General features: G+C 64.9%; 26 protein-coding genes. 14 read left to right on the forward strand and 12 right to left on the reverse strand.

What is annotated here, in order from left to right:
- Nucleotides 1-32: 32 nt before the first annotated feature.
- From ACQR3T_RS01065 to ACQR3T_RS01075, 3 genes are all read left to right on the forward strand, one after another.
- Complete coding sequence (locus ACQR3T_RS01065) at nucleotides 33-701, forward strand: SDR family oxidoreductase (RefSeq protein WP_428692261.1); 669 nt, start codon at nucleotides 33-35, stop codon at nucleotides 699-701.
- Between the two features lie 10 nt (nucleotides 702-711).
- Nucleotides 712-1,080 (forward strand): GntR family transcriptional regulator, encoded by a 369-nt coding sequence (locus ACQR3T_RS01070; protein WP_032377284.1) that lies wholly within the window; start codon nucleotides 712-714, stop codon nucleotides 1,078-1,080.
- Between the two features lie 66 nt (nucleotides 1,081-1,146).
- The gene (locus ACQR3T_RS01075) at nucleotides 1,147-1,569 is read left to right on the forward strand and encodes a DoxX family protein (RefSeq protein WP_032377283.1); all 423 of its coding nucleotides are present in this window, start codon (nucleotides 1,147-1,149) and stop codon (nucleotides 1,567-1,569) included.
- A gap of 24 nt (nucleotides 1,570-1,593) precedes the next feature.
- On the opposite strand, the gene ACQR3T_RS01080 is transcribed toward ACQR3T_RS01075, so the two are convergent.
- Entirely contained in the window at nucleotides 1,594-3,105 is a 1,512-nt protein-coding gene (locus ACQR3T_RS01080) for a dolichyl-phosphate-mannose--protein mannosyltransferase (protein WP_032404897.1), read from the reverse strand.
- Nucleotides 3,106-3,212: 107 nt separating this feature from the next.
- On the opposite strand from ACQR3T_RS01080, the gene rsmI reads away from it, so the two are divergent.
- A complete protein-coding gene (gene rsmI / locus ACQR3T_RS01085) occupies nucleotides 3,213-4,037 on the forward strand; it encodes a 16S rRNA (cytidine(1402)-2'-O)-methyltransferase (RefSeq protein WP_428692262.1) in 825 nt (274 codons plus the stop codon).
- A 4-nt stretch (nucleotides 4,038-4,041) separates the two neighbouring features.
- Here rsmI and ACQR3T_RS01090 read toward each other — a convergent pair whose 3' ends face one another.
- Together ACQR3T_RS01090 and ACQR3T_RS01095 are read right to left on the reverse strand one after the other, a co-directional pair.
- Entirely contained in the window at nucleotides 4,042-4,470 is a 429-nt protein-coding gene (locus ACQR3T_RS01090) for an SRPBCC family protein (protein ID WP_032377281.1), read from the reverse strand.
- Between the two features lie 14 nt (nucleotides 4,471-4,484).
- Nucleotides 4,485-5,504 (reverse strand): alpha/beta hydrolase, encoded by a 1,020-nt coding sequence (locus ACQR3T_RS01095; protein ID WP_428692263.1) that lies wholly within the window; start codon nucleotides 5,502-5,504, stop codon nucleotides 4,485-4,487.
- Between the two features lie 171 nt (nucleotides 5,505-5,675).
- On the opposite strand from ACQR3T_RS01095, the gene ACQR3T_RS01100 reads away from it, so the two are divergent.
- Nucleotides 5,676-7,055 carry a WS/DGAT/MGAT family O-acyltransferase gene (locus tag ACQR3T_RS01100; protein ID WP_428692264.1) on the forward strand — a complete coding sequence of 460 codons (1,380 nt, stop codon included), beginning with the start codon at nucleotides 5,676-5,678 and terminating at the stop codon, nucleotides 7,053-7,055.
- A 71-nt stretch (nucleotides 7,056-7,126) separates the two neighbouring features.
- Here ACQR3T_RS01100 and metG read toward each other — a convergent pair whose 3' ends face one another.
- A complete protein-coding gene (metG, locus tag ACQR3T_RS01105; protein WP_428692265.1) occupies nucleotides 7,127-8,671 on the reverse strand; it encodes a methionine--tRNA ligase in 1,545 nt (514 codons plus the stop codon).
- A gap of 21 nt (nucleotides 8,672-8,692) precedes the next feature.
- On the opposite strand from metG, the gene ACQR3T_RS01110 reads away from it, so the two are divergent.
- From ACQR3T_RS01110 to rsmA, 3 genes are all read left to right on the forward strand, one after another.
- On the forward strand, nucleotides 8,693-9,520 hold the full coding sequence (locus tag ACQR3T_RS01110; RefSeq protein WP_428692266.1) for a TatD family hydrolase: 828 nt from the start codon (nucleotides 8,693-8,695) through the stop codon (nucleotides 9,518-9,520).
- Between the two features lie 101 nt (nucleotides 9,521-9,621).
- Complete coding sequence (locus ACQR3T_RS01115; protein ID WP_032378282.1) at nucleotides 9,622-10,749, forward strand: resuscitation-promoting factor; 1,128 nt, start codon at nucleotides 9,622-9,624, stop codon at nucleotides 10,747-10,749.
- A gap of 18 nt (nucleotides 10,750-10,767) precedes the next feature.
- Nucleotides 10,768-11,643, forward strand: a complete 876-nt coding sequence (gene rsmA / locus ACQR3T_RS01120; RefSeq protein WP_428692267.1) for a 16S rRNA (adenine(1518)-N(6)/adenine(1519)-N(6))-dimethyltransferase RsmA — start codon at nucleotides 10,768-10,770, stop codon at nucleotides 11,641-11,643.
- A 3-nt stretch (nucleotides 11,644-11,646) separates the two neighbouring features.
- Here rsmA and ACQR3T_RS01125 read toward each other — a convergent pair whose 3' ends face one another.
- From ACQR3T_RS01125 to ACQR3T_RS01135, 3 genes are all read right to left on the reverse strand, one after another.
- Nucleotides 11,647-12,150 (reverse strand): hypothetical protein, encoded by a 504-nt coding sequence (locus ACQR3T_RS01125; protein WP_037175379.1) that lies wholly within the window; start codon nucleotides 12,148-12,150, stop codon nucleotides 11,647-11,649.
- A 101-nt stretch (nucleotides 12,151-12,251) separates the two neighbouring features.
- Nucleotides 12,252-13,067: a DNA/RNA non-specific endonuclease gene (locus tag ACQR3T_RS01130; RefSeq protein ID WP_032377275.1), complete on the reverse strand. Its 816-nt coding sequence runs from the start codon at nucleotides 13,065-13,067 to the stop codon at nucleotides 12,252-12,254.
- 12 nt (nucleotides 13,068-13,079) lie between these two features.
- A complete protein-coding gene (locus tag ACQR3T_RS01135) occupies nucleotides 13,080-14,069 on the reverse strand; it encodes a helix-turn-helix transcriptional regulator (RefSeq protein WP_032377274.1) in 990 nt (329 codons plus the stop codon).
- Between the two features lie 95 nt (nucleotides 14,070-14,164).
- Between ACQR3T_RS01135 and ACQR3T_RS01140 the strand changes: the two genes are divergently transcribed.
- From ACQR3T_RS01140 to ACQR3T_RS01155, 4 genes are all read left to right on the forward strand, one after another.
- Nucleotides 14,165-15,100: a 4-(cytidine 5'-diphospho)-2-C-methyl-D-erythritol kinase gene (locus ACQR3T_RS01140; protein WP_032378281.1), complete on the forward strand. Its 936-nt coding sequence runs from the start codon at nucleotides 14,165-14,167 to the stop codon at nucleotides 15,098-15,100.
- A complete protein-coding gene (locus tag ACQR3T_RS01145) occupies nucleotides 15,100-16,896 on the forward strand; it encodes an ABC-F family ATP-binding cassette domain-containing protein (protein WP_032377273.1) in 1,797 nt (598 codons plus the stop codon). The genes ACQR3T_RS01140 and ACQR3T_RS01145 overlap by 1 nt, the downstream gene beginning before the upstream one ends.
- Before the next feature lie 109 nt (nucleotides 16,897-17,005).
- On the forward strand, nucleotides 17,006-17,689 hold the full coding sequence (locus ACQR3T_RS01150) for a DUF4166 domain-containing protein (RefSeq protein ID WP_032377272.1): 684 nt from the start codon (nucleotides 17,006-17,008) through the stop codon (nucleotides 17,687-17,689).
- Nucleotides 17,690-17,738: 49 nt separating this feature from the next.
- Entirely contained in the window at nucleotides 17,739-18,737 is a 999-nt protein-coding gene (locus tag ACQR3T_RS01155) for an enoyl-CoA hydratase/isomerase family protein (protein ID WP_428692268.1), read from the forward strand.
- A gap of 10 nt (nucleotides 18,738-18,747) precedes the next feature.
- Here the strand turns inward: ACQR3T_RS01155 and ACQR3T_RS01160 are convergent, their stop codons facing one another.
- Complete coding sequence (locus ACQR3T_RS01160; RefSeq protein WP_230594533.1) at nucleotides 18,748-19,098, reverse strand: hypothetical protein; 351 nt, start codon at nucleotides 19,096-19,098, stop codon at nucleotides 18,748-18,750.
- A gap of 70 nt (nucleotides 19,099-19,168) precedes the next feature.
- Between ACQR3T_RS01160 and ACQR3T_RS01165 the strand changes: the two genes are divergently transcribed.
- Nucleotides 19,169-19,393 carry a hypothetical protein gene (locus tag ACQR3T_RS01165; protein ID WP_230592570.1) on the forward strand — a complete coding sequence of 75 codons (225 nt, stop codon included), beginning with the start codon at nucleotides 19,169-19,171 and terminating at the stop codon, nucleotides 19,391-19,393.
- Nucleotides 19,394-19,559: 166 nt separating this feature from the next.
- On the opposite strand, the gene pnuC is transcribed toward ACQR3T_RS01165, so the two are convergent.
- Nucleotides 19,560-20,213: a nicotinamide riboside transporter PnuC gene (gene pnuC, locus ACQR3T_RS01170; protein WP_094608285.1), complete on the reverse strand. Its 654-nt coding sequence runs from the start codon at nucleotides 20,211-20,213 to the stop codon at nucleotides 19,560-19,562.
- A 6-nt stretch (nucleotides 20,214-20,219) separates the two neighbouring features.
- On the reverse strand, nucleotides 20,220-21,854 hold the full coding sequence (locus tag ACQR3T_RS01175; RefSeq protein ID WP_428693026.1) for a peptide chain release factor 3: 1,635 nt from the start codon (nucleotides 21,852-21,854) through the stop codon (nucleotides 20,220-20,222).
- 218 nt (nucleotides 21,855-22,072) lie between these two features.
- Between ACQR3T_RS01175 and ACQR3T_RS01180 the strand changes: the two genes are divergently transcribed.
- Entirely contained in the window at nucleotides 22,073-23,707 is a 1,635-nt protein-coding gene (locus ACQR3T_RS01180) for a fatty acyl-AMP ligase (protein ID WP_032377268.1), read from the forward strand.
- Nucleotides 23,708-23,798: 91 nt separating this feature from the next.
- Here ACQR3T_RS01180 and pth read toward each other — a convergent pair whose 3' ends face one another.
- Entirely contained in the window at nucleotides 23,799-24,386 is a 588-nt protein-coding gene (pth, locus tag ACQR3T_RS01185; protein ID WP_230594531.1) for an aminoacyl-tRNA hydrolase, read from the reverse strand.
- A gap of 88 nt (nucleotides 24,387-24,474) precedes the next feature.
- Nucleotides 24,475-25,137, reverse strand: coding sequence for a 50S ribosomal protein L25/general stress protein Ctc (locus ACQR3T_RS01190; RefSeq protein WP_032377266.1), 663 nt, complete (start codon nucleotides 25,135-25,137; stop codon nucleotides 24,475-24,477).
- Nucleotides 25,138-25,167: the final 30 nt, after the last annotated feature.

Genomic DNA, 25,167 nt, shown 5'->3' on the forward strand with positions numbered 1-25,167 from the left:
CCGACAGATTCAGGCCAGGAACGGGAGTGGTTATGACCGACAAGCGGATTGTCATTGCAGGTGGGCACGGCCAGATCGCCCAGCATCTCACGCAGGTACTCACGGCGCACGGAGATCGTGCGGTGTCGTTGATTCGCAACGGCGACCACGTCGATGCCGTCACAGCACTCGGCGCACTGCCGCAGGTGATCGATCTCGAGTCTGCGTCCGTCGACGAGTTGGCGGCCGTACTCGACGGTGCCGACGGAGTGGTGTTTGCGGCCGGTGCCGGGCCCAACAGCGGCCCGGAGCGCAAGGACACCGTCGATCGCGCGGGCGCGGTGTTGCTGGCCGACGCGGCCGAGAAGGCCGGTGTTCGCCGCTACGTGCTGATCAGCTCGTTCGGTGCGGGAGAGCCGGTGGCAGAGGACTTGGACGATGGCTGGAAGGCCTACATCAACGCCAAAACTGCTGCAGAAGAGAATGTTTCGGCCAGGTCCGGTCTCGACTGGACCATTCTGCGTCCGGGCAAATTGACGGACGAAGATCCCACGGACTCGGTATCGCTCACCGAGCCACCCCTCGAATCGGGCGAGGTGACGCGTGCCGATGTGGCCGCCGTGATCGCGCGCCTGCTCGATACCGGTGCGGCAGTGCACAAGACTCTGATGTTGACGTCCGGTTCGACGTCCATCGTCGACGCAGTCGACGCGGTCGGTTGAGGCACGGACAGTGCGCGTTCATATCGATTCGTCGAACACGACACCGGTGTTCGAGCAGTTGAGGATGCAGATTCTCGGGCTGGTGCGGTCGGGAGATCTGATTGCCGGTACCAAGATTCCGACGGTTCGCGGCCTTGCCGAGGAGCTGAAGATCGCGCCGAACACGGTAGCGAAGACGTACCGAGAGCTCGAGCAGCAAGGCGTCATCGAGACACGCGGACGATCGGGTTCCTTCGTTGCATCGGGCGGTGATCCCTCGCGTGATATCGCGGCCCGAGCGGCGACGGAATTCGTCAAGACGGTCCGTTCCATCGGCCTGGACGACGACCAGGCTCGAACGTTCCTCGAATCAGCACTGAAAGGTGCAAACGATAGCTAAGTTGACGCTTCAACATAATTCTGACATCGTGGTGCGGCCCATGTAGTCGTGTCAGAAGGATGCACAATGAATTCCACCCTCGTCCGCGACGCCGTCGCCCTTGTAGCCCGCATCGGTCTGGGAGTCGTCTTCATCGCTCACGGCTGGCAGAAGCTGAACACCTACGGTCTCGACGGTGCCGCGGCCAGCTTCGAGATGATGAACGTCCCGCTCCCCACGGCGTCCGCCTACTTCGCCACATTCGTAGAACTCATCGGCGGCGGTGCTCTGGTACTGGGAATCTTCACCCCCATTGCCGGCCTGCTGCTCTTCCTCGACATGCTCGGTGCCGCGGTCTTCGTTCACTTCGAGCACGGTGTGTTCGCCGCCGACAACGGCTACGAGCTCGTCGTCGCCCTCGGCGTCGGCGCGTTGCTGCTGGCCGCATTCGGTGCCGGCCGCGTCAGCATCGACGGACTCACCAAAGGCAAGACGGCAATTCTGCGCTGATCTGCATCCAGCGGCGATCGTCGGTCAGCGCCAACTCGGTAACCACAGTTGCTCCTGCCACATCTGCGGCGTGATCGGCATCGCGGTGAGGATCGGCCACAGCCAGACGAAATTCGCGATCACCACGGCGAGGTACAGGGCAACCAGCAGTAGCCCGGTACCTCGCCGTTCGGCTGACGCTGTTGCCTTGCCGATGATGTCGCCCAGCACCAAAGCGAAGCCCATCACCATGAACGGGGCCAGCGCCACCGCGTAGAAGTAGTACATCTGCCGGTCCAGTGTGGTGAACCAGGGCAGCAGTGCTGCGGAGTAGCCGACAAGCACTGCTGCGTAGCGCCAGTCGCGTCGAACGAACACCGACCAGATCACCCAGGCCAGCATCGGCAACGCCAGCCACCACATCGCGGGCGTGCCGATCAGCATGATCGCCTTCACGCACGAGGACGCCGAGCAGCCGGACACGCTCTCGCCGTCGGCGAAGTAGTAGAGCATCGGGCGCAGGCCCATCGGCCACGTCCACGGCTTCGATTCCCACGGATGCCGGTTGCCGGCCGAATTGGTCAGTCCCTCATGGAATTGCAGCACACTGCCGCTGTAGTACCACAGTGACCGCAGGGCTTCGGGCACGAACGAAAACGGCCCTCCGGCACCGATGCCGCTGCCGACCTCGTGCCGGTAGACGCCCGTCTCGGAGGTCAACCATGCCCACCAGGTCATCAGATATACCGCGATCGGAACGACGACCAATGCGTAGAGCGCAGGCCCGATGTCGCGCAATGCCGTTCCCCGCCAGGGGCGCCCGACGCCGTACGAGCGACGTGCGGCCACATCGAATGCCACACTCAGCAATCCGAAGAACGCAATGAAGTACAGGCCGGACCACTTGGTGCCGCAGGCGAGCCCCAGCATGATGCCGGCTCCGAATCGCCACCATCGCACACCCATTCGCGGACCGAGCGCACTCGCGTCCATCCGGCCCTCGTCACGCACTCTCGACAACCGTTGTCGCATGTCGTCGCGGTCGACGATCAAGCAGCCCAGTGCCGCGGTGACGAACAACGCGAGAAAGATGTCCAGCATGCCGATCCGGCTGCTGACGAAGGTGACCCCGTCGACGATCAGGAGGATCCCGGCAATCGCACCGACCAGCGTCGACCGTGCGAGGCGTCGCACGATTCGAATCACCAACAGCACCAACAGAGTTCCGGCCACGGCCGACGAGAAACGCCAACCCCACCCGTTGTAACCGAACAGCGCTTCTCCGACGGCGATCAGCTGTTTGCCGACCGGTGGATGCACCACCAGGCCGTACGCCGGATTGTCCTCCAGACCGCCGCCGGTGAGTACCTGATAGCCCTGCGGCGCGTAGTGCTTTTCGTCGAAGACCGGGGTCCCGGCATCGGTGGGGTAGCGCAGCATCGTGAATCGCGTGATCGCGCAGACGGCTGTGATCACGAGGGTGACGATCCAGCCGCGCCTGGCATCGGTGTCGTGGAACCAGTCGCGCGCGGCAACCGTGGGCCCGGGACTGACCATCGACCGGTCGCCGGAGCGCTCAGAGGTCAGCAAGGTCACGTACCGATCGTAGGCGTTGATCCGCGGTGCATGACAGGCCGCCGCACTGCATGCGGGACACTGGAGTCATGCTCATCCTTGCCGCCACCCCGATGGGCGACGTCGGTGATGCCTCGCAGCGCCTGCGTGATGCCCTCGGCAGTGCCGATGTCGTCGCCGCCGAGGACACCCGGCGCACCAAACAACTCGCGTCCTCGCTCGGCGTGGTGATCGCAGGGCGCGTGGTCAGTTTCTACGACCAGGTCGAGACGGCCCGGCTGCCGGCGCTGGTCGAGGCCGTGGCCGAGGGCAAGACGGTGCTGCTGGTGACCGACGCCGGGATGCCGTCGGTGAGCGATCCCGGCTACCGCCTCGTGGCCGCGTGCGTCGATGCGGATCTGCCGGTGACCTGTCTGCCCGGTCCGTCGGCCGTCACGACTGCGCTCGCGTTGTCGGGTCTGCCGGTCGAACGGTTCTGCTTCGACGGGTTCGCGCCGCGTAAGCAAGGCCAGCGACGCACCTACTTCCAGTCGGTGCTCGCCGAACCGCGGGCCATCGTCTTCTTCGAGGCACCGCACCGTCTCGTCGCGTGTCTCGAGGACGCCGTCCACGTACTCGGTCCCGATCGTCGCGCCGCGGTGTGCCGGGAGCTCACCAAGACCTACGAGGAGGTCCGACGCGGCGGGCTGGGGGAGTTGCTCGACTGGGCGAGGGGAGGAGTGCGCGGCGAGATCACCGTCGTACTCGAAGGAGCGGTCGCCGTCGCCGAGGATCCCGAGGATCTCGTGGCCGAGGTGGAAACCCTGGTGGCGTCGGGCATGCGGTTGAAAGACGCCTGCGCCCAGGTGGCGGTCGACGGCGTCTCCAAACGTGAGGTCTACGAGGCAGTACTCGCTGCGCGGAAAGAGCAGTAGCGGGTCAGCCCACTACTTGCTGACGCAGACCTTCGGTGGCTGCCTCGAGGATGGTCTTGGTTCCCTTCTTCACCAGGAAGCCTGGTAGCGGAATCTTCGGGTCGACCGTCAACTCGAACTCGACGTGGGTGCCGTTGTCCTTGGGCGTCAACGTGTACCGGCCGTCCTGGGCCTTCTGCTGAGTGCTTTCCACCAAGGTCCACGACACTTCGTTCTCGCTCCAGGTGTACGCGACCAACTGCTCGTCGTTGACACCGATGATCGAGACGTTCATCTTGACGTGGTTCGGCTTGCCGTCCTCGAAGCGATCGACCACCTCGCACTTCTTGTGGACCGGGGACCACGAGGGGATGCCTTCGACGTCCGCGAGGACGTCGAGAATTGTCGCTGCGTCGGCGTCGATGTCGACGGACTTGTTCACTGTGACTGCCATGGGGAGAAGGTATCTCAGCTTTCTGTACGGGGGCTGACGTTCCGGGCGAACTCGCCGATGGCGCGAAGCGCACGTCGGGCTTCGGGGACGAAATCGGCCGCCTGGAACACGTGGACCTGATCCTCGTACACCTGAAGTTCGCAGTCGACTCCGGCGACCGCGAGACGCTGAGCCATGAGTTCGGCGTCGGCATAGACCATTTCGGTCGAACCGACCTGAATCAACACCGGCGGCAGGCCGGAGAGGTCGCCGTCGACGGGTGAGACCCGCGGGCCCCGGTGCCCCTCGACGACGATGCGCGCGTCGACGCGATCGGCCAGTGCGGTCAGTGCGGGAACCGCGTTGGACGGAAACACGGAACACTTCGACGCGTTCTCGTGGTCGAGTTTGCCGGTGGGGTCCATATCGGTCAGCGGGGACATGGTGAAGATTCCCGCGGGTGCAGGCAGGCCGACGGTGCGCAGCGCCAGGGTGACCATGAACGCGAGGTACCCGCCGGCCGAATCGCCGCCCAGGATGATCTGCTCCGGGCGGTAACCGGAATCGAGAAGGAAGCGGTACGCGTCCACGCCGTCCTCGACCGCATGGGTGATCGGATTGCGCGGCATCATCCGGTAGTTCACCGACAACACCGATCCGTCGACCTGCTTGGAGACCCGTGAGGTCATCCGGCGATGGGTACGCAGGCCGCAGCAGACGAACGCACCGCCGTGCAGGTACAGGACCACGCGATCGCTTCCGGTTCCCTCGGCGCGGATCCACTCGGCTTCGCACTCGGCCAGCATGACGCGGCTGCGCGTGGTGCCGCTGATCTGCGGGACGAGCAGACCGGCGTAGTCGACCAGCCCCATCGGCCACGGAAGAGAGGGGGCCTGCGCCCACACGGTCAGAAACGGGCGGACGGTGAACTGCAGGTATTTGGACAGGATCTGCGACTGCAGGCTCGCGCCGCGGATGTCGCGTCGGCGTGCGGTGGCCGCCGGGTCGGTCGATTTCACTACGGTGAGCGCCGGATTCATGGCCGTCGCCTCCATCCCCGTTGTCGTTGCGCGGAGCGTGTGCGCCGTGCGTTGGAACCCCGCTCTATTTGGAACCCCTGGTAACGGACAATAGCGGGTAGCTTTTCGTGACCGGACGTAAGGTCGTGTTCTGAGTCACATTCGGTGCCGTACCGTGACCGAAAACAAATGGAAAAGGGACAGCTCATGGCACTCATGCCCATCACGGAATCGATGTTTCTGATCGCCGAGTCACGGGAGCACCCGATGCACGTGGGCGGTCTGGAGTTGTTCGTCCCGCCCGGCGATCCGCACGAGTTCGCCGAGGAAGTGCACCGCAAGTTCACCACCGGAGAGGTGCACGAACTCTTCCGAAAGCGGCCTTCGCGTCCGGTGCAGATCATGGGCAATCTGGCCTGGGCGTTCGATCCGGACGTCGACTTCGAGTACCACGTTCGCCGTACGGTGCTGCCGGCACCCGGACGCATTCGGGAACTGTTCCAGTTCCTCTCGCTCAACCACAGTGCACCGCTGGATCGCTACCGGCCGATGTGGGAGCTGCATATCATCGAGGGACTGGCCGACGGTCGAATCGCGTTGTACACCAAGGTGCATCACTCACTGGTCGACGGCGTGAGCGCGTTGAAGCTGATGCAGCGAACTCTCACCACCGACCCCGACGACCGAAGCGGAGTTGCCACCTGGGACCCGTCGCTGTTCGGCAAGCGCAGGAAGCAGGCTCCCGTCGAACAGCCCGGGCGGTTGGCGCAGTTGGGGAGTGGGCTCTCGATGGGACGCAAGATCGTCGGGGACCTGGTCGACTTCGCGCCTGCGACGGCACGAATCGGATTGCGCGCGTTGAAGAAAGAGGGTGCGCAACTGCCGTTGCAAGCGCCGAGGACGATGTTCAACGTGCCCATCGGCGGCGCGCGCCGCTTCGCCGCCGAGAGTTGGTCGATCGAGCGCATCCGCACGGTCGGAACGGCGCTCGACGCCACGCTCAACGACATGGTGCTCGCGATGTGCGCCGGAGCTCTGCGCGCGTACCTCATCGATCAGAGCGCGTTGCCCGAGGAGCCTCTGATCGCCATGGTGCCCGTATCGCTGCGCAAGGAGGGCGACGACAAGGACGCCGGCAATTCGGTGACGACCATCCTGTGCAATCTGGCAACCGACGAATCCGATCCGATCGTGCGGCTGGAACGGATCAAGGATTCGACCGTCAAGGGCAAGCAGATGATGAGCGAACTCAACACACTCGAAGCGCTCGCCGTCGGAGCAGTCACCATGGCTCCGTTGCTGTTCGGTCCGGTACCGGGATTCGTCGATTACACCCCGCCGCCGTTCAACGTCATCATCTCCAACGTGCCGGGGTCCAAGGAGGATCTGTACTGGAACGGCGCGAAACTCGACGGCATCTACCCGGCGTCGATCGTGGCCGACGGGCAGGCGCTCAACATCACCGTCGCCAGTAACGGCGATTCGTTGAACTTCGGACTCATCGGGTGCCGACGCAGTGTGCCGCACCTGCAGCGCATGCTGACGCATCTGGAGAACACGCTCGAGGAGCTCGAAAAGACCCTGTGAGAGCGGCTTCGCCGCATGTGAGTAGAACTTCGTAGTGGGGGTCGAAGTTCTGCTCACATGCGCGGAGCGCTCTACTCGTACTTGGGGAACACCGGCGTCGGGGTCGGTAATGCCGTGCCGGGTACCGAACGTGTTGCCACATCGGCAAATTCGCGGTTCGACGCACCGAGCAGGTCGAGGATGCGCGACGCGGAATCGGGCATGACGGGCTGCGCCAGGATGCTGACGATGCGTAGCACCTCGATCGTCACGTACAGCACGGTGGCCATGCGATCGGGATCGGTCTTGCGTAGCACCCACGGCTGCTGCAGCGAGAAGTAGCGGTTGGTCTCACCGAGTACCGACCAGATCGCTTCGAGTGCGGAATGGATTGCCTGCACATCGAATTCGCGTCGGCAGATCTCCAGCAGCGCGTCCGCACGAGCCAGCATCGCCTCGTCCTCGGCGGTGAAGTCGCCCGGCGTCGGGAGCTTTCCTTCCAGATTCTTCGCGACCATCGTCAGCGAACGCTGTGCGAGGTTGCCGAGTTCGTTGGACAAATCGGCGTTGACGCGAGCGACGATGGCCTCGTGGCTGTAGCTGCCGTCCTGACCGAACGAGACCTCGCGCAGGAAGAAGAAGCGCACCGGATCGAGGCCGTAGTTCTCCACCAACGACTGCGGGTCCAGCACGTTGCCGAGAGACTTGGACATCTTCTCGCCCTTGACGTTCAGGAACCCGTGCACGAACACCCGCTTGGGAAGCTCGATACCCGCAGACATCAGGAACGCAGGCCAGTAGACGGTGTGGAAGCGCGTGATGTCCTTGCCGATGATGTGCAGATCGGCCGGCCAGAACTTTCGGTACGCCTCGGATTCGGTCTCGGGGAACCCGGCACCGGTGAGGTAGTTGGTCAGTGCGTCGACCCAGACGTACATCACGTGCGCGGGATCGCCGGGAACCGGTACGCCCCAGTCGAACGTGGTTCGCGAGATCGAGAGGTCGCGCAGTCCGCCCTTGACGAAATTCACGATCTCGTTTCGGCGCGTGTTGGGCGCAATGAAGTCCGGCGACGCGTCGTACAGCGCGAGGAGCTTGTCCTGGTACTGCGAGAGCCGGAAGAAGTACGACGACTCCTCGGTCCACTCGACGGGAGTGTTCGTCTCCGTCGCGACGCGGGAGCCGTCCTCGCCGAGAGTCGTTTCGGCCTCGGTGTAGAACGCCTCGTCGCGCACCGAGTACCACCCGGAGTACGAGTCCAGGTAGATGTCGCCGTTCGCCTCCATCCGCTTCCACAGTTCCTGGCTGGCGGTGTGGTGGTCGGCGTCGGTGGTGCGGATGAAGCGCCCATACGAGATCTTCAGCAGATCCTGAGCGGCCTGGAACGCGTCGGAGTTGCGTGCGGCGAGTTCGCGAACGTCGACGCCCTCGGTCTGCGCAGTCTGCTGCATTTTCAGGCCGTGCTCGTCGGTTCCCGTCAGGAATCGCACGTCGTAACCGTCGAGGCGCTTGAAGCGCGCGATGGCGTCGGTGGCGATGTACTCGTAGGCGTGCCCGATGTGGGGAGCGCCGTTGGGGTACGCGATCGCCGTGGTGACGTAGAAGGGTGGCCGTGAGGCATCAGCTGGCGCAGTCATGGTGCGCCTACTCTAACGATCGTGAGTAGAGACCGTCCCGCACCACCGTTGCCCGAGCCCGTCGGCACCCTCGTCGACGCGCACACCCACCTCGATGCGTGCGGCGCGACCGACGCGGCGAGTGTGGCCGCGATCGTGGACAAGGCCGAGTCCGTCGGCGTCACCCGCGTGGTCACCATCGCCGACGATCTCGATGCCGCGCGCTTCGCCGTCGACGCTGCGTCCTGGGATCCGCGGGTATGGGCCGCGGTGGCCATTCATCCCACCCGCGCGAATGTGCTGGACGACGACGCCAAGGCCGAGATCGAGCGATTGGCAACCGATCCGCGCGTGGTTGCCGTCGGTGAGACAGGACTGGACTACTACTGGCCCGGCAAGCTCGACGGTTGCGCGACGGTCGCCGAGCAACACGAGGGATTTCGCTGGCACATCGATCTCGCGAAGCGCCTGGGCAAACCCCTGATGATTCACAACCGTGAGGCAGACGAGGACCTGCTGGCTGTTCTGAGATCGGAGGGCGCTCCCGAGACGGTGATCTTCCACTGCTTCTCGGGCGGTCCGGAGACCGCACGGGTCTGCGTCGACGCCGGGTACGTTCTCAGTTTTTCCGGAACCGTGAGTTTCAAGAACGCGCACGCGTTGCGTGAGGCCGCGGTGCTGGTGCCCGACGAGTTGGTGCTGGTGGAAACGGATGCTCCGTTCCTCACCCCACATCCGTTCCGTGGCGCACCGAACGAGCCGTACTGCCTGCCGTACACCGTCAGGGCTTTGGCCGAAGTTCGCGGTCAGGATCCCGCAGAGCTGGCGGCGCACGCGACTGCCAATGCCGAGCGGGTGTACGGCCTGTAGCAGCTGAAGTTGCGGCGCGGGTACTAATTCGTTACCGTACCGTGACCGAACTCGGCGTTTCGCGTACCGAGTCACGCTCGCAACCGCCAGGAATACGAAACTTGTCGACTATCAGACGTCTCAACTCCGCCCGTTCGACCACGCTCTACCTGGTCATCGCGGCCCTGTTGATGACGCTCGTCGCCGGTGGCGTGATGGCCGTGAGCCGTCACAAGACCGTGACCATCGACGTCGACGGCGACATGATTTCGCTGAGCACGATGAAGACCGACGTCAACAGCGCCTTGGTCGACGCAGGCTACGCGCCGTCGGACAAGGATCTGGTTGTTCCCGCCCCGGACTCCGGGCTCAACGACGGCGACACCGTGGTGCTGCGCCGCGCCCGTGAGATCACGCTGAACGTGGACGGCAAGCCCGAGGACATCTGGACCACCGCCCTGACCGTCGACGAGGCGCTGCAGCAGACCGGTTTGGCCGAGGACGTGCACGTGTCCGCGTCCAGATCCGAACGACTGCCCCTCGACGGAACCGAGCTCGATGTGGCTCTCCCCAAGCAGGTCTCGCTGGTCGACGGCGGATCCCCGGTCACCCCGGTCACTCTGGCCGCACCGACCGTGCGTGAATTCCTCGAAGCAGCGGGCAAGCCGCTGGAAGAGGCCGATACGGTCACCCCGGATCCGGACGCCACCGTCACCGACGGCGCAGAGATCGTCGTGACGCGCGATCGGACCGTCACCAAGTCCGAGACCACCGATGTCGACGCTCCCGAGCAGCGCATCGAGGATCCGACGATGAACATGAGCAAGACCGTCGTCGAGAATCCCGGCGCTCCCGGTGTCTCCGACATCACCTGGAAGATCAACATGGTCAACGGTGTCGAGGTCGGCCGCGAGAAGGTCGACGAAGTGGTCAAGGTGCCAGCGCAGCCGAAGACGGTTCGCGTCGGAGCCAAGCCCGGTACCGAGGTGCCGCCGGTGGAGAACGGGGCGATCTGGGACGCGCTTGCCCAGTGCGAGGCAACCGGGAACTGGGCGATCAACACCGGCAACGGTTTCTACGGCGGCGTGCAGTTCGACCAGAACACCTGGGAACGCCAGGGCGGCCTCAAGTACGCTCCGCGCGCCGATCTCGCCACCCGCGAAGAGCAGATCGCCATCGCATCGGTGACACAGAAGTCCCAGGGTTGGGGCGCATGGCCGGCATGCACCTCGCGTCTGGGTTACCGCTAGTCCCGTAGAGTTTCCGCCGTGTCCGAACATGTGAGGGGATCCGCGGCCCTGCTGGGTCCCGCCGAGGTCCGCTCGTTGGCCGCCGAGCTCGATGTACGGCCCACCAAGCAGCTCGGCCAGAACTTCGTGCACGACGCCAACACCGTCCGACGCATCGTCGCCTCCGCCGGAGTCGGCCCGCAAGACACGGTGCTCGAGGTCGGCCCCGGTCTCGGATCGCTGACACTCGCGCTGCTCGATGTCGCCGAGGCCGTCATCGCCGTCGAGATCGACCCCAAGCTCGCGACCCGTCTGCCGATCACGGTGGCCGACCGGGCCCCGACTCTGGCCGACCGCCTGACAGTTATCGAGGCCGACGCCCTTCGCATTCGTGCCGCGGACATCGCCGGGGAGCCGACCGCCTTGGTGGCCAATCTTCCGTACAACGTCGCCGTTCCCGTGCTCATCCATCTGTTCTCGGAACTGCCGAGTCTTCGGGTGGCTGTGGTGATGGTCCAGGCCGAGGTGGCCGATCGACTGGCCGCGGTGCCGGGAAGCAAGATCTACGGCATCCCCAGCGTCAAGGCCAGATTCTTCGGTGACGTCAAAAGGGCAGGCGCAGTGGGTCGTTCGGTGTTCTGGCCGGTACCCAAAGTCGAGTCGGGCCTGGTTCGCATCGATCGGTACGCCGAGCCGCCGTGGCCGACGGACACAGCGCACCGCAAGGCCGTCTTCGCCGTGATCGATGCCGCATTCGCGCAGCGGCGCAAGACTTTACGAGCAGCCCTGGCGGGGTGGGCCGGTTCCCCGGTTGCCGCCGAACGGCGACTTCGCGAGGCCGGAATCGACCCGACGGCACGCGGCGAGACCATCGACGCCGCAGCCTTCGTCCGTTTGGCCGCAACCGAAGCCTGACCGTCAGAACGGGTTCAGGGTCACTTCGAGTGCGCCGGACGACGTGACCCGCTGCGGATTGAGCTGCTGAATCAATGCTCCAGAGGTGACCGTGATCGTGTACTCGACCCACCCGAGGCCGGTGTCGATGTACGCCTCACCCCACGGGTACCTCGCCGTTCTGTCCTCGTGTGCGACGCCAGAGGCTCCGGTCGTCGTGTTGCGCCACTGCACTTCGGTGTGCGAAGCGAACGACAGAAAACGCCAGTTCTGGCTGTAGATCGGGTCGGTGGTCGGCGGCTGCGCGGTGATCGCCAGGAATGCGTGATATGGCCCGCCGAAGTCGGATCGAAGGCCGCTGTAACCGTTCACCTCGAGCGTGTAGGGCGCTTCCCAGGGGTACGCGCTCGGGATCGATACGGTCGCGAGATGGGAATGCGGTGCAGCCGCCGCTGTGCCACTCGAGACGAACAGTGCTCCCACTGTCATCGCCAGCGCCACCAGTGCCGTCGTCCATCGTCTTCGCATGTCGAACCCCTGTTCGTCGACGCCTCGTCAGATGCTGAGCAATGCTATTGGCATTCCGCTCCGTTGCGCGTCACGATTCCGTATCGAACCAAGTGGTTCGTTCAGAGGTGGATGTCCGACAGTCGCGTCAGCTCGGTCCACCTCGACGCCGCACCGCGGGCCGCGGCCACCGGTGCGTAACGATCGGCTTCGATCAGAAGGTCCAGCTCGAGACCCGTCGCCGACGCGATGTCGGCCACCGGAACCTGGTACGTCCGGTAGGGGCCGAGGGGTGGGGGATCGGTCTCGAGTCGCAGCGGTTTGTCGAGGATCGGGTCGAGAGACGGCGACTGGTCCAGCACGTAGCCGGTGCACGCAGGACTCGAATCCTGGGACCACACAGCGATTTTGAAGAACCGCCGCGGAATGGCGATGCCTCGGTAGATGGGATCGTCGTCGGCGAATACACAGCCGCTGAACACCGAAAGACGTCGGCCGTATTGCTCTGCGTAGCCCAGAACGTAATCTTCGAGCCCGAGCCACAGTGTCTTCGATTGGTTCAGCGTGGCCGTCTGCGGAGCGCACACCGTGTAGTGGAAGGTGTCCTGGTTGGCGCGGGTGGCCACCGACAGCTCACCCCACACCGGGTCTCGCCGGCGAACCAGGTGTCCGCGATCGAGGTCGTTGTTCGAGTACAGCTCGTTACCGGCCTGCTGCGACGCCGGCAGGCGGTCGTCCAATCGCCAGTCGTCGCCCCGTTCGACATCCTTCAGGCTGGCGCCGTCGATGTTGACGCCGGTGACCGCGGCGAGGCGTCGGTCGGGGTCGATGGACACCGAGAAGTGCGTGTACGGCAGTACCACCACACCTGCGCGATCGGGCAACGGAACGTCGATGTCGGCCAGGAACTTCGGGTCGAAACCGAATGGTGTGGTCATCGGTCCATTGACTCACGTGTCGGTTACCGGAGAGTGAACCGCCGCCAGGTACCGGTCGGTCAGTCTCGCGTGTCGCTCTGCCACGACTCGGCATTCCTCACGTAGTTCCGGTGGATCGAGCACGGTGAAATCGGTGTCGAACGCCGCCAGCCATCGCGCGATCGACGGCAGCGAATCGCCGGACAGCACCACCGCGCAGGTGTGCTCGTCGATGGATTCGATTGCGCCCCATTGTTCGTCGATCATCGGAGCGATGGTCTCGATCGGCGCATGCAGTGCGATCCTCGCCTGCACCTGAGTGAACGCGCGATCGATTCCCTTCGAGACGAACGCGGCCGCCCCGCCTGCAGGCAACTCTCGTGGGGTGAACCGAGGACCCGTCGGAATCTTCGGAATCAGGCGATCCACTCGATACGATCGCCAATCCTCCCGCAGCACATCCCATCCCAGCAGATACCAGCGTGCCCCCGCCCGCACCAGGCTGTACGGCTCCACCTCACGTCTGGACTCGGAACCGTCGTGCTTGCGGTAATCGAATCGCAGCCGCTCGTGTCCGTGACACACCGCCGCCACCGTCGACAGCACCGAGGCGTCCACCGCCGAACGCGGCGTCTGTTCCACCACATCGATTCGCAGCGCATCGAGCCGATGCCGGATGCGCGACGGCATCACCTGCCGCAGTTTCGTCAGGGCCCGCAGCGACGCCTCGCCGATGCCTGCCACCGACCCACCGGCGGCGGACTGCAACCCGAACGCCACCGCCAGTGCCTCGTCGTCGTCGAGCAGCAGCGGCGGCATCTCGGCACCGGGGCCGAGCTGATAGCCGCCGCCCACCCCCGGCGTCGCATTGACCGGGTAACCGATATCGCGCAGCTTGTCCACATCGCGTCGCAGCGTCCGCGGGGTGACATCGAGCCGCTCCGCCAGCTCCGCGCCCGCCCAATCGCGACGGGTCTGGAGCAGGGACAGCAACCGCAGCAGCCGTGCCGAGGTTTCTTTCATGCTCACACGATGCCACGCAATGCGGACATGTTCGGTCCGCATGCAAAACCCTGGTGGTGAACTCGGCCGCTGTTTCTCCACTACTGTGGTTACTCGTGCTGTCTGTCGTTCCCACACCCGTTGTCGTTCGGGCCCCGTCGAAGGTGAACTTGCATCTCGCGGTCGGTGACCTGCGTCCCGATGGCTTTCACGAGTTGACGACGGTGTTCCAGGCGCTCTCGCTTTCCGACGAGCTGTCGGTAATTCCGGCCACGTCGCTCTCGGTTCGGGTGCGCGGCGACGACGCGAAGGTGGTTCCCACCGATTCGCGGAATCTGGTGTGGAAGGCCGCGGTGTTGCTGGGGCGTCGGGTGGGGCGTGAGCCGTCGGTGGAGATCACCATCGACAAGGGCATTCCTGTGGCCGGAGGCATGGCAGGCGGAAGTGCCGATGCCGCCGCGACGCTGGTGGCGCTCAATGCGATGTGGCATCTGGATCTCTCTCGCGACGATCTGGACGAGATTGCGGCCGAACTTGGTAGCGACGTGCCGTTCTCGTTGCACGGCGGAACCGCGGTGGGAACAGGACGCGGTGAGAAGTTGCTTCCGGTGCTCTCGCGCAACAGCTTTCACTGGGTACTAGCGTTGGCCAAGGGCGGTCTGCAGACGCCCGCGGTGTACAACGAGCTCGACGAGTTGCGTGCCAAGGGTAGTCCGCCTCGCCTCGGTGGCACCGAGGATCTGATGCATGCGCTCACGTCCGGTGATGCGCGAGCACTCGCACCGTTACTCGGCAACGATCTGCAGGCTGCTGCGGTGTCGCTGATGCCACAGCTGCGTCGCACCCTTCGAGCGGGGGTCACGGCCGGGGCGTTGGCGGGCATCGTCTCGGGCTCGGGCCCCACATGTGCGTTTCTGTGCGCCGACGCCGACGCGGCGGTGTCGGTGAGCGCTGAACTGTCCGGTGCCGGCGTGTGCCGCACCGTCCGTGTTGCGAGTGGGCCGGTTCCCGGCGCTCGTGTTGTCACTAATGAATCGATTGGTTTTTCCTGATGGTCAATCTCGTCAATCTCGAAAACGTCAGCAAGTCCTTCGGCGTCAAGCCGCTGCTCGACGGCGTCTCCCTCGGTGTGCAGGAGGGCGAGCGCATCGGCATGGTGGGCCTCAACGGCGGTGGCAAGACCACCACGCTCGAGGTTCTTGCCGGTCTCGAACCGCCCGATTCGGGACGCGTCAGCCGAGTCAACGGCCTGCGGATGGCCGTCGTCACCCAGCGCGGGGTGCTTCCGCCCGGGTCGACCGTCGGCCAGGTGGTGCTCGACCCACTCGGAATGGCCGAGCACGAATGGGCCGGTGATTCTCGGGTGCGCAACATCCTGACGGGCATCGGCATCGCCGATCTCGGACCGGTCGGCAGCTCCGGGCTCGACGCGTCGATCGACAACCTGTCCGGCGGCGAGCGGCGTCGCGTCGCGCTGGCTGCGGCGCTCGTGCAGGACCTGGACTTGCTCGTGCTCGACGAGCCCACCAACCACCTGGACGTCGAAGGAGTGCAATGGCTCGCTGCGCACCTGGTGTCGCGTCGCAGCGCACTCGTCGTCGTCACTCACGATCGGTGGTTCCTCGATACCGTCGCCAATCAGACGTGGGAGGTCGTCGGGGGTGGTATCGAAACCTACGAGGGTGGCTACAACGATTGGGTCTTCGCGCGCGCCGAACGGTCCCGTCAGGCCGACGCATCCGAGGAGCGGCGTCGCAACCTCGCCCGCAAGGAACTTGCATGGCTGCGCCGCGGTGCTCCTGCGCGAACGTCCAAGCCCAAGTACCGCATCGAGGCCGCCGAGGCATTGATCGCCGATGTCCCGCCGCCCCGTGACTCCGTAGCACTGTCCTCCTTCGCTCAGCGTCGGCTGGGCAAGGTCGTCATCGAACTAGAGGACGCACGCCTGGAAACTCCCGACGGCCGCGAGTTGGTCAAGGACTTCACGTGGCGTCTGGCTCCCGGCGAGCGCGTCGGTCTGGTCGGCGTCAACGGTTCGGGTAAGACGACGATGCTCCGCACGCTCGCCGGTGAACTGCAGCCCGCCGCGGGCAAGCGCATTCAGGGCCAGACCGTCAAGATCGGTTGGCTGAAGCAGGAATTGGACGACCTGCCCAAGAAGCTGCGTGTCCTCGACGCGGTCAAGGAAGTGGCCGAGCGGATCACGTTGGGCGACAAGGAGATTTCTGCCGGTCAGCTCGCGGAGAGGCTGGGCTTCACCCCCGCTCGCCAGCGCACGCCGGTCGGAGATCTGTCCGGTGGCGAACGACGCCGCCTGCAGTTGACGCGAGTGCTGATGGCCGAGCCCAACGTGCTGTTGCTCGACGAGCCCACCAACGACCTGGACATCGACACCCTGCAGCAGCTCGAGGACATCCTGGACGGCTGGGCGGGCACGCTCGTCGTCATCAGTCACGACCGGTACCTGATCGAGCGCATCTGTGACTCGACGTGGGCACTCTTCGGCGACGGCAAGCTCACCAACCTTCCCGGCGGCATCGAGGAGTACCTGCGTCGGCGGGCCGTCCTCGCCGCCGACGCGACGCCGGACTCGTTGACCACCGGCGGGGCGCCGCGCAAGGCCACCCGTGATGCGGCCTCGGAGCGCGCGGCCCGCAAGGAACTCAGCAAGCTCGAGAAGCTCGTCCTGCGACTCTCCAAGCGTGAGGTCGAGCTGCACGCCGAGCTCGTCGACGCGTCCACCGAGCAGAGCAAGCTCGTCGCTCTCGACACCGAGCTCAAGCAGGTCCTTGCGGACAAGGACGTTGCCGAGGAACGGTGGATGGAACTGGCCGCCGAGTTGGAGTAGAGCCTGCGGCATGTGGCAGGAGTGGAGCCTGCGGAACGACCCGGGGTAATAGTTGGCTCGTAGCCTGCTACGAAGTTTCGCTCACGTGCCCGATGCGCATACTGGAGACATGGCATCGGTGGTCGCGGAAGTACTCGGTTCGGATTTCTCCCGTCTGCATCCCAAGGTTCAGTGGCGCTTCGGATTGAAGTCCTCGGACCATCTCGCCCAATTCGGGGTGGGCGTCATGGAGGAGATGACGCACTCTCGGCTGGTGCCGCCGCCGTTGCTGTGGGCCGGCCGCAAGCGTGGACTGTTTCCCGCCGGCGTGGGCAAGGACGTGCCGTTCACCATCGCCAACTACGCGTATGTCGACGAATTGGGCCGCGAGACACTGTCTTTCGTGCGCCGTTTCGCCTTCGTCGGCCATCCTCAGGGGATGAACTCGGTGATGGTCTCCTCGGCGGAATCCGACGCGTATGCCCTGGACTATCTGGGATTCTCCTCGGACATGGTGGTGCACACCAGGTGTGAGGTCGACGACGAGGGCGGTCTGATACTCGAGAGCGAAGTGCCGAGATTCCTGCTCGGCCCGCTGGCACCGAAGTTGCCGAAGGTGGCGTCGGCGCTGACGATCGGTCGGGAGTGGTGGGACGCAGCCGAGGAGCGGCATCGCATCGAGATCAAGGTTCAGAGTCCGGTGCTCGGCCAGTTGTTTCTGTATCGCGGATGGTTCACCGCAGAGGAGAGGCCGTGTCGACCTGCCGACATCCCCGGTGACGCGCGCCCGCGATCGGTGGAGTCTCGCGAGTAGCGCGCGCTACTGTTACGCGTCGGGCGATGCGCGTGTGAAGGAGTCAACTGTGGCCGTTGTCGAAGCCGAGGTGTCCGGCGGGGTCGGACATATCGTTCTGAATCGGCCGGAGGCTCTGAACTCGTTGAACGGTGCCATGATCCATGGCATCCGAGACGCTCTCGATGCGTGGCGAGACGACGATGCTGTCGCGTCGGTTCTGGTGACGAGTGGTTCGCCGCGGGCGTTCTGCGCGGGCGGAGACATCAAGGCGATTCGGCAGGCAGTCGTCGACGGCGACCACGACGCCGGTCCGCAGTACTTCGCGGCGGAATACGATCTCGACGAACTGATCGCGAACTACCCCAAGCCGTACATCGCCGTCATCGAGGCAGCGGCCTTCGGTGGAGGTCTGGGTATCTCGATTCACGGCAGCATCCGCATCGTCACAGAGAACGCGGTACTGGCCATGCCGGAGACGGCGATCGGCTTCGTGCCGGATGTGGGGTCGAGCTATTTTCTGTCGCGGCTGCCCGGTCGTGTCGGGCGTTACCTGGCGCTCACGGGTACGCGCATCACCGGATCGGACGCACTCGCACTCGGATTGGCCACGCACTTCTGCCCGAGCGAGGTGGTGGACGAGCTGAAGGCCGACATCCTCGCCGGCACCGATATTCACGAAGCGCTCGAGCGTCACACCACAGCACCGTCGTCGACGGAGCTGTCGTTCGACGCGGAGGCGGTGGCGGCAGTGTTCGAGAAGGAGTCTCTCGTCGACATCATCGACGCACTCGAGTGCGATACACCGTGGTCGCGCACAACGAAGACTCAGCTGGCGACGCTGTCTCCGACGTCCCTGATGGCCACCGACGCGCTGATTGCGCGCGGAGCAGACAGCACGTTGCGGGAATGCCTGGACCGCGAGTTGCGAATGGCCACCTGGATCATCACCGAGCCAGATTTCGCGGAGGGTGTACGCGCGGTGTTGGTCGACAAGGACCGTGCACCGCAGTGGAAGCCTCTGGTACTCGAAATGGTGCGACCAGAGGTCTTCCAGCAGCTGTTGTGACCGTCTGGGGTCAGCGGTAACCCTTGGCCGGGTTCTGCAGGTCCAGCACGATGGTCTGGCCGTTGGAACGCACGTGGATCTCGGGGTTCTGCAGGCCACCCGAGACGAGGTATTCGCCGAGAAGCTGCAGCAGCTCGTCGGGGCCGACGGAGGTATCGGGGGTGCGGATGTCACCGGTGCGGCTGCCGAGCTCGTTCTGGGTCAGCCGGCCTGCGATGCGTACCGAGGCGACGCCCATGGCGGTACGGCGGTCGGGAGCCTGGCCACGCCCGAGCGTCGGCGTGGAGCCGGCCGATCCGTGAGACGTGGAGCGGCCGTTGGTGGGCAGGCCGTGTTCTGAGATCTGATCGCTTGTAGTCACTTCAACCTCGTTCGATTCCGTGGCGGGCTTCTCTGGACGACGTCGATCCGCGCGGGGGGTCGCTGAATCCGTGACGGACGACGTTGCTGGTGCAGGCGTTGTTGCGGACGCCTTCTCGGTGGGCGTGGCCGCTTCGGCCGATTTCTCGGTGGTTGCGGCCTCGACCGCCTTCTCGGCGGGCGCTGCCGCCGAAGAATCGGTGCGGGCACTGGTGGGCGAAGTGGAGCCGGACTTCGGCGGCGTCGCCAAACGATGCGCAGGAGCGCCACCGACCTTGATCCCGGCCAATGGGTAGTTCGATCCCTGTGTCGTCATGTCGTCTTCCACTTCATCGTGTTCCCAGGTGACTCGGTGCCGAGATGTCACGATCGGATATCGATCAGGACGACTCACTCGGCGTCGAGCACGCCAAAACGTACTCTAAGTTTGTTCGGACACACTGAGAGTAGCATCACGATTGTTTAAGACGCTATTTTTCGACCGATGTATTTGTTCTGGATCCTGAACCACACGGCAAAACCCCAGGCGACGAACGCGGCGTACACCACGTAGAGAGCTGCGGACGGGTAGAAACCGGCGACGACGAGCAACGGTACCCCCACTACGTCCACTGCGATCCAGATCAGCCAGAACTCCGTGAGGCCGCGGGCCATTCCGAAGGTGGCCAGCATCGATCCGGTGAAGATCCACGCGTCGGCCCATTTGCCGAACGAGCCGAGGTAGCCGAAGAGCTGCGCGAACACCACCGTGCCGACGACCGCGACCACGAGCATGGCGGTCCGTTCCCGCGCAGTACCCCACCGCGGGAGCACAGCGGCCCCCGATCGCTTGGAATCTCGCATCCAGCGCACCAGCCCGTAGACACTCACGGCGATGAACATCAGCTGGCGTCCGGCCTGGCCGTAGAGATCGAGTGCCTGCGGTGTATGGAACACGCCGCCCAGAAACACGGTGAACAGCAACGCGTTTCCGATGATGCCCACCGGCCACGCCCACACGACGCGTCGCATCCCACCTATGGCCGAGAGCAGCCCGAAGCCGTTGCCGACCACCTCACGCCACAGCACGGGGTGGCCGAACACGCTGAATTCGGCGTCGAGCAGATCGATCAGCACAAGGTGCTACTGATCGCCCGCGGCAACGAGCGGTTCGAGGGTCAACTCCGGCATTTCCTTCTGGATGTACTGCAAGCGCCATTTGTCGCTGACGAGCGCCAGCAGCGCCCCGTCCGTCCGGGTGAAGATTTCGACCCCACGCTGACGACCCAGTTCGACGGCCGATGCCGCGTCGGTCCGCCGGGCGAGGGAGTAACCGAGGGGTTCCATCCGGGCGTCGACGCCGAACTCGGTCTTCATTCGTGCGGTGACCACCTCGAACTGCATCGGACCGACGGCCGCGAGTACCGGGGAGGCGTCGCCGCGAATGTCGTTGCGCAGCACCTGAACCACGCCCTCGGAGTCGAGCTGCTCCACGGCGCGACGGAACTTCTTGTACTTGTCCGCACTGTCGACGCGCAGTGCCGAGAAGTGCTCGGGCGCGAACGACGGAATCGGCGGAAATTCGACCTTCTTGTCGGAGTACAGGGTGTGGCCCGGAGCCAGCGCGGTCGCGTTGACGAGGCCGACGATGTCTCCCGGGTAGGCGTTCTCGACCGTCGTGCGATCGCGACCGAACACCGTCAGGGCGTACTTGGTGGTGAACGGCTTCTTGGTCTGGGCGTGTGTGACCACCATTCCGCGCTCGAAAACGCCCGACACCACGCGCATGAAGGCGAGTCGGTCCCGATGGGCGGTGTCCATACCCGCCTGCACCTTGAACACCACAGCGCTGAACGGATCGGTCACCTCGCGCACGCCGCCGGAGACGTCGTCACGAGATCCAGGCGCGGGGGCCAGGGCCACCAGGGTGTCGAGGATCTGCCGCACACCGAAGTTGAGCATCGCCGAGCCGAAGATCACCGGCGAGGTCTGGCCGGCCAGGAACATCTCCTGATCGTGCCGCTGACCGCTCGAGATCAGGAGATCGCTCTCCTCGACTGCGGTCTCCCAGTCGATGCCCTCGCGTTCGGCGGCTGCCTCGGCCGACATGAATTCCTCGGGAGCGATGGTCGCACCGCCCGCGGTTCGGGTGAAGCGGATGTAGCTGCCGTCCTGCACGTCGAGCAGCCCGCGGAAATCGCCTGCAATGCCGACGGGCCAGTACAGCGGCGTCGGAGTGAGGCCGATCCGCGACTCGATCTCGTCGAGCAACTCCAGCGGCGACTGGCCCGGGCGGTCCCACTTGTTGATCACGGTGATCACCGGGATGCCGAACTGTCGGCACACCTGGAACAGCTTGAGAGTCTGCGGTTCCAGGCCCTTGGCAGCGTCGATGAGCATCACGGCCGCGTCGACGGCCGTGAGCACGCGGTAGGTGTCCTCGGAGAAGTCGGCGTGGCCGGGAGTGTCGACGAGGTTGATGACGTTGGTGATCTCGGCATCGGGTGAGGTGTGGTAATTGAACTGCAGCGCAGTCGAACTCACCGAGATTCCGCGGGCCTTCTCCATTTCCATCCAGTCCGAGACGGTGGAGCGGCGGCCGGCTTTGCCGTGGATGGCTCCGGCCTCGGAGATGACGCGGGCATGCAGGGCCAGTGCCTCGGTGAGCGTCGATTTACCGGCGTCGGGGTGAGAGATCACCGCGAAGGTTCGACGCCGGGCGACTTCGGTCTCGAGCTCTTTGGAGGGGTTTCGAGAGGGCCCGGAATCGCCGCACACTGCCGGTCCGGACCCTTCGAGCGCTGCGTCGACGTCGGGGGTACTGGACGGGGTACTCACGAAAACCTCATTCTCGTAGAAGGCGGCACCGACACGGTGACCGGGCAGAAATCCTGCGTTCGATTTCTCAGGATACGCGGCCTGTTGTGCCTCGCGGGCGGGGCGGGACTGCCTACTGTGTTCGGTGGGGCGGGATCCACCTCACGAGGAGACGCGCGTTGAGCAAGTTCACCGAGGAAATGTTCGAGACCGCGAGCACCAGCAAGCGAGGTCTGGTCACCGGCGAGCCGGATGAGGCGCTGCGGCAGTCCTGGGGCGAAATTCACGAGCAGGCGCGTCGGATGGCAGGCGCGTTGGCCGACGCGGGCGTCGTGCACGGTGACGCGATCGGCATCCTGGCCGGTCAGCCGGTGGACATCGCACCCGCGTGTCAGGCGACGTGGATGCGCGGAGCGTCGGTGACGATGCTGCATCAGCCGACTCCGCGGACCGACCTCGCCGTGTGGGGCGAGGACACCGAGACCGTCGTGCGGATGATCGAGGCCAAGGCCGTCGTTCTCGGGGCGCCGTTCGACATCGCCGCCCCGGTGCTCGAGGAGCGCGGCATCACCGTGTTGAAGATCGAGGACATGAAGACCGGTCGCGATATCGACCCGGTGCCGACGGCAGAATCCGATATCGCGTTGCAGCAGCTCACGTCCGGTTCGACCGGTTCGCCGAAAGCCGTACGGATCACGCACGAGAACTTCTACGTCAATGCGTACGCGATGATCGACCGCATCGAGTTCGACGTCGAGTCCGACGTGATGGTCAGTTGGCTGCCGCTGTTCCACGACATGGGGATGGTGGGCTTTCTCTCGGTGCCGATGCAAGTCGGTGCCGAGGTCGTCAGCATCACTCCGCTGGACTTTCTGCGTTCACCGCTGTTGTGGGCCAAGCTCATTCACAAGTACCGCGGCACCGTCACGGCGGCACCGAATTTCGCGTACTCACTGCTTGCGCGTCGATTGCGCCAGGCCGAGGACGATCTGGACCTCGACCTGTCCACTCTGCGTTACGCCTGGAACGGGGCCGAGCCGGTCGATCCGGACACGATGATCGCGTTGGCAGAGGCCGGTGCCCGGTACAAGCTGAACCCGTTGGCTCTCGCTCCGGTGTACGGAATGGCGGAAACCACTCTGGCGGTGTCGATTCCGGACCCCGCTCGCGGTCAGGTGATCGACGTGGTCGACGCGGACCTGCTCGAGACTCTGGGTCGAGCCGTTCCGTCCACCCGTGGCAACACTCGATCTCTCGCCACACTCGGCAAATTCGTGCCGGGCCTCGAGGGCCGCGTCGTCGACAAGGAGGGGCAGGTGCTGACCGCTAGAGGTGTCGGCATCATCGAAGTGCGGGGCAAGGCCGTCACCCCCGGGTACATCACCGTCGAGGGGCCGGTCTCGACGCAAGACGCCGACGGCTGGCTCGACACAGGCGACGTCGGGTACATCACCGAGGAAGAACTGGTGGTCGTCTGCGGACGCATCAAGGACGTCATCATCATGGGCGGTCGCAACATCTATCCCACCGACATCGAACGGGCGGCACAAACCGTCGCAGGTGTGCGGCCCGGCAATGCCGTCGCCATCCGGCTCGATGCAGGCGACAAGCGTGAAAGTTTCGCTGTAGCCGTGGAAACCAACGACATCGGCGATGCGGACGAGGTCAAGCGCATCGAACGTGAGGTGGTCCACGCCGTGCACTCGGAGGTCGGAGTGCGACCCCGCACCGTTGCTGTGCTCGGACCGGGCAGCATTCCCAAGACGTCGAGCGGCAAACTGCGACGGGCCAATTCGGCGTCACTGATCGCCTGAAACGGCAGGAGACGTCACACCTTTTTTGCGGGGTGCGCGCGTGCGTTCGGAAGCGAGAACAGGCGCGCACCTCACAACAGGGGTGTGAGGTTCAGCGCGGGTGCACCCTGTTCTGGGCCGCTTCGAGCCCGGCCGAGAGCAGAAGTTCGGCGGCGTCCGCGGCTTCTTCGACGACAACGCCGAGATCCTTGCGTTCGGCGGCCGAGAACGGTTTGAGGACGAACGACGCAGGATCCATTCGTCCGGGTGGGCGTCCGACGCCGACGCGAACCCGCAGATAGTCCTTGGTGCTCAGATGCTGCGAGATCGAGCGCAGCCCGTTGTGGCCGCCTTCGCCGCCGCCGAGTTTGAGTCGGAGAGCACCGAAGTCGATGTCCAACTCGTCGTGCACCACCACGATGTTCGCCGCGTCGATGGAGAAGAACCGTGCCAAGGCGGCGACCGGCTGGCCCGAGAGATTCATGAACGTCCGCGGCTTGGCGACGACCACCGAGCGACGCCCCAGACGTGCCTGCACGATGTCGGAATTGGACTTCTTGTGCGAGGAGAACGCCCCGCCGATGCGTCCGGCCAAGGCATCGGCGACCATGAAACCGACGTTGTGGCGGGTCTTTTCGTACTGCGGGCCGGGATTGCCGAGCCCGACGATCAGGGCAGGTGCTTCGGGGTCAACACTCACGGTCGTCATTCTCTCATCGGTGATTCGAAACGAACGGCGCGCCGGTCCCGTGGGGGAGCGACGCGCCGTTCGACGTGCTGGGTGAGAATCAGCTCTCGTCGGAGCTTTCCTCGTCCGTGGACTCTGCTTCTTCCTGAGTCTCGGCTTCGCCCTCTTCGGAGATGGGCTCGGTGCCTTCGCCGTCGGCCTCGAGGTCTTCCTCGGACGGAGCCTCGACGACGTTGACGAGGAGCGTCTCGCCGTCGGACACCAGGGTGACGCCGGACGGAAGGTCCAGGTCGGCTGCGGTGATCTGGGTACCGATCTGAGCCTCTTCGACGGAGACGACGAAGTTCTCGGGGATCTCCAGTGCGTCGGCCTCGATCTCGACCGCGGTCGAGTCGGTGGTGACGAGGGTGCCCGGTGCGGCGTCGCCCTCGACGATGACGTTGACCTCGACGGTGACGCGCTCGCCCTTCTTCAGGACGAGGAGGTCGGCGTGCTCGATGCTGCGACGGATCGGGTGCACGACGATCGACTTGGTCAGCGCCAGCTGCGACTTGCCGGCGATGTCGAGGGTGAGCACGGCGTTGGTGCCGTCGTTACGCAGCACAGCCGCGAACGCGCGAGCGTCCAGCGCGAGGTGCTGGGGATCGGTGGCGTGTCCGTACAGAACGGCGGGAACGAGGCCGTCGCGACGTGCGCGGCGAGCTGCGCCCTTGCCGAATTCGGTGCGGACCTGCGCGGTGAGATTGTTTACCTTCGATGCCATGGTGCTACATGCTCCTGATAACTGTGGTTC

Source organism: Rhodococcus sp. IEGM1428 (assembly GCF_050321865.1).
Classification (GTDB): Bacteria; Actinomycetota; Actinomycetes; order Mycobacteriales; family Mycobacteriaceae; genus Rhodococcoides.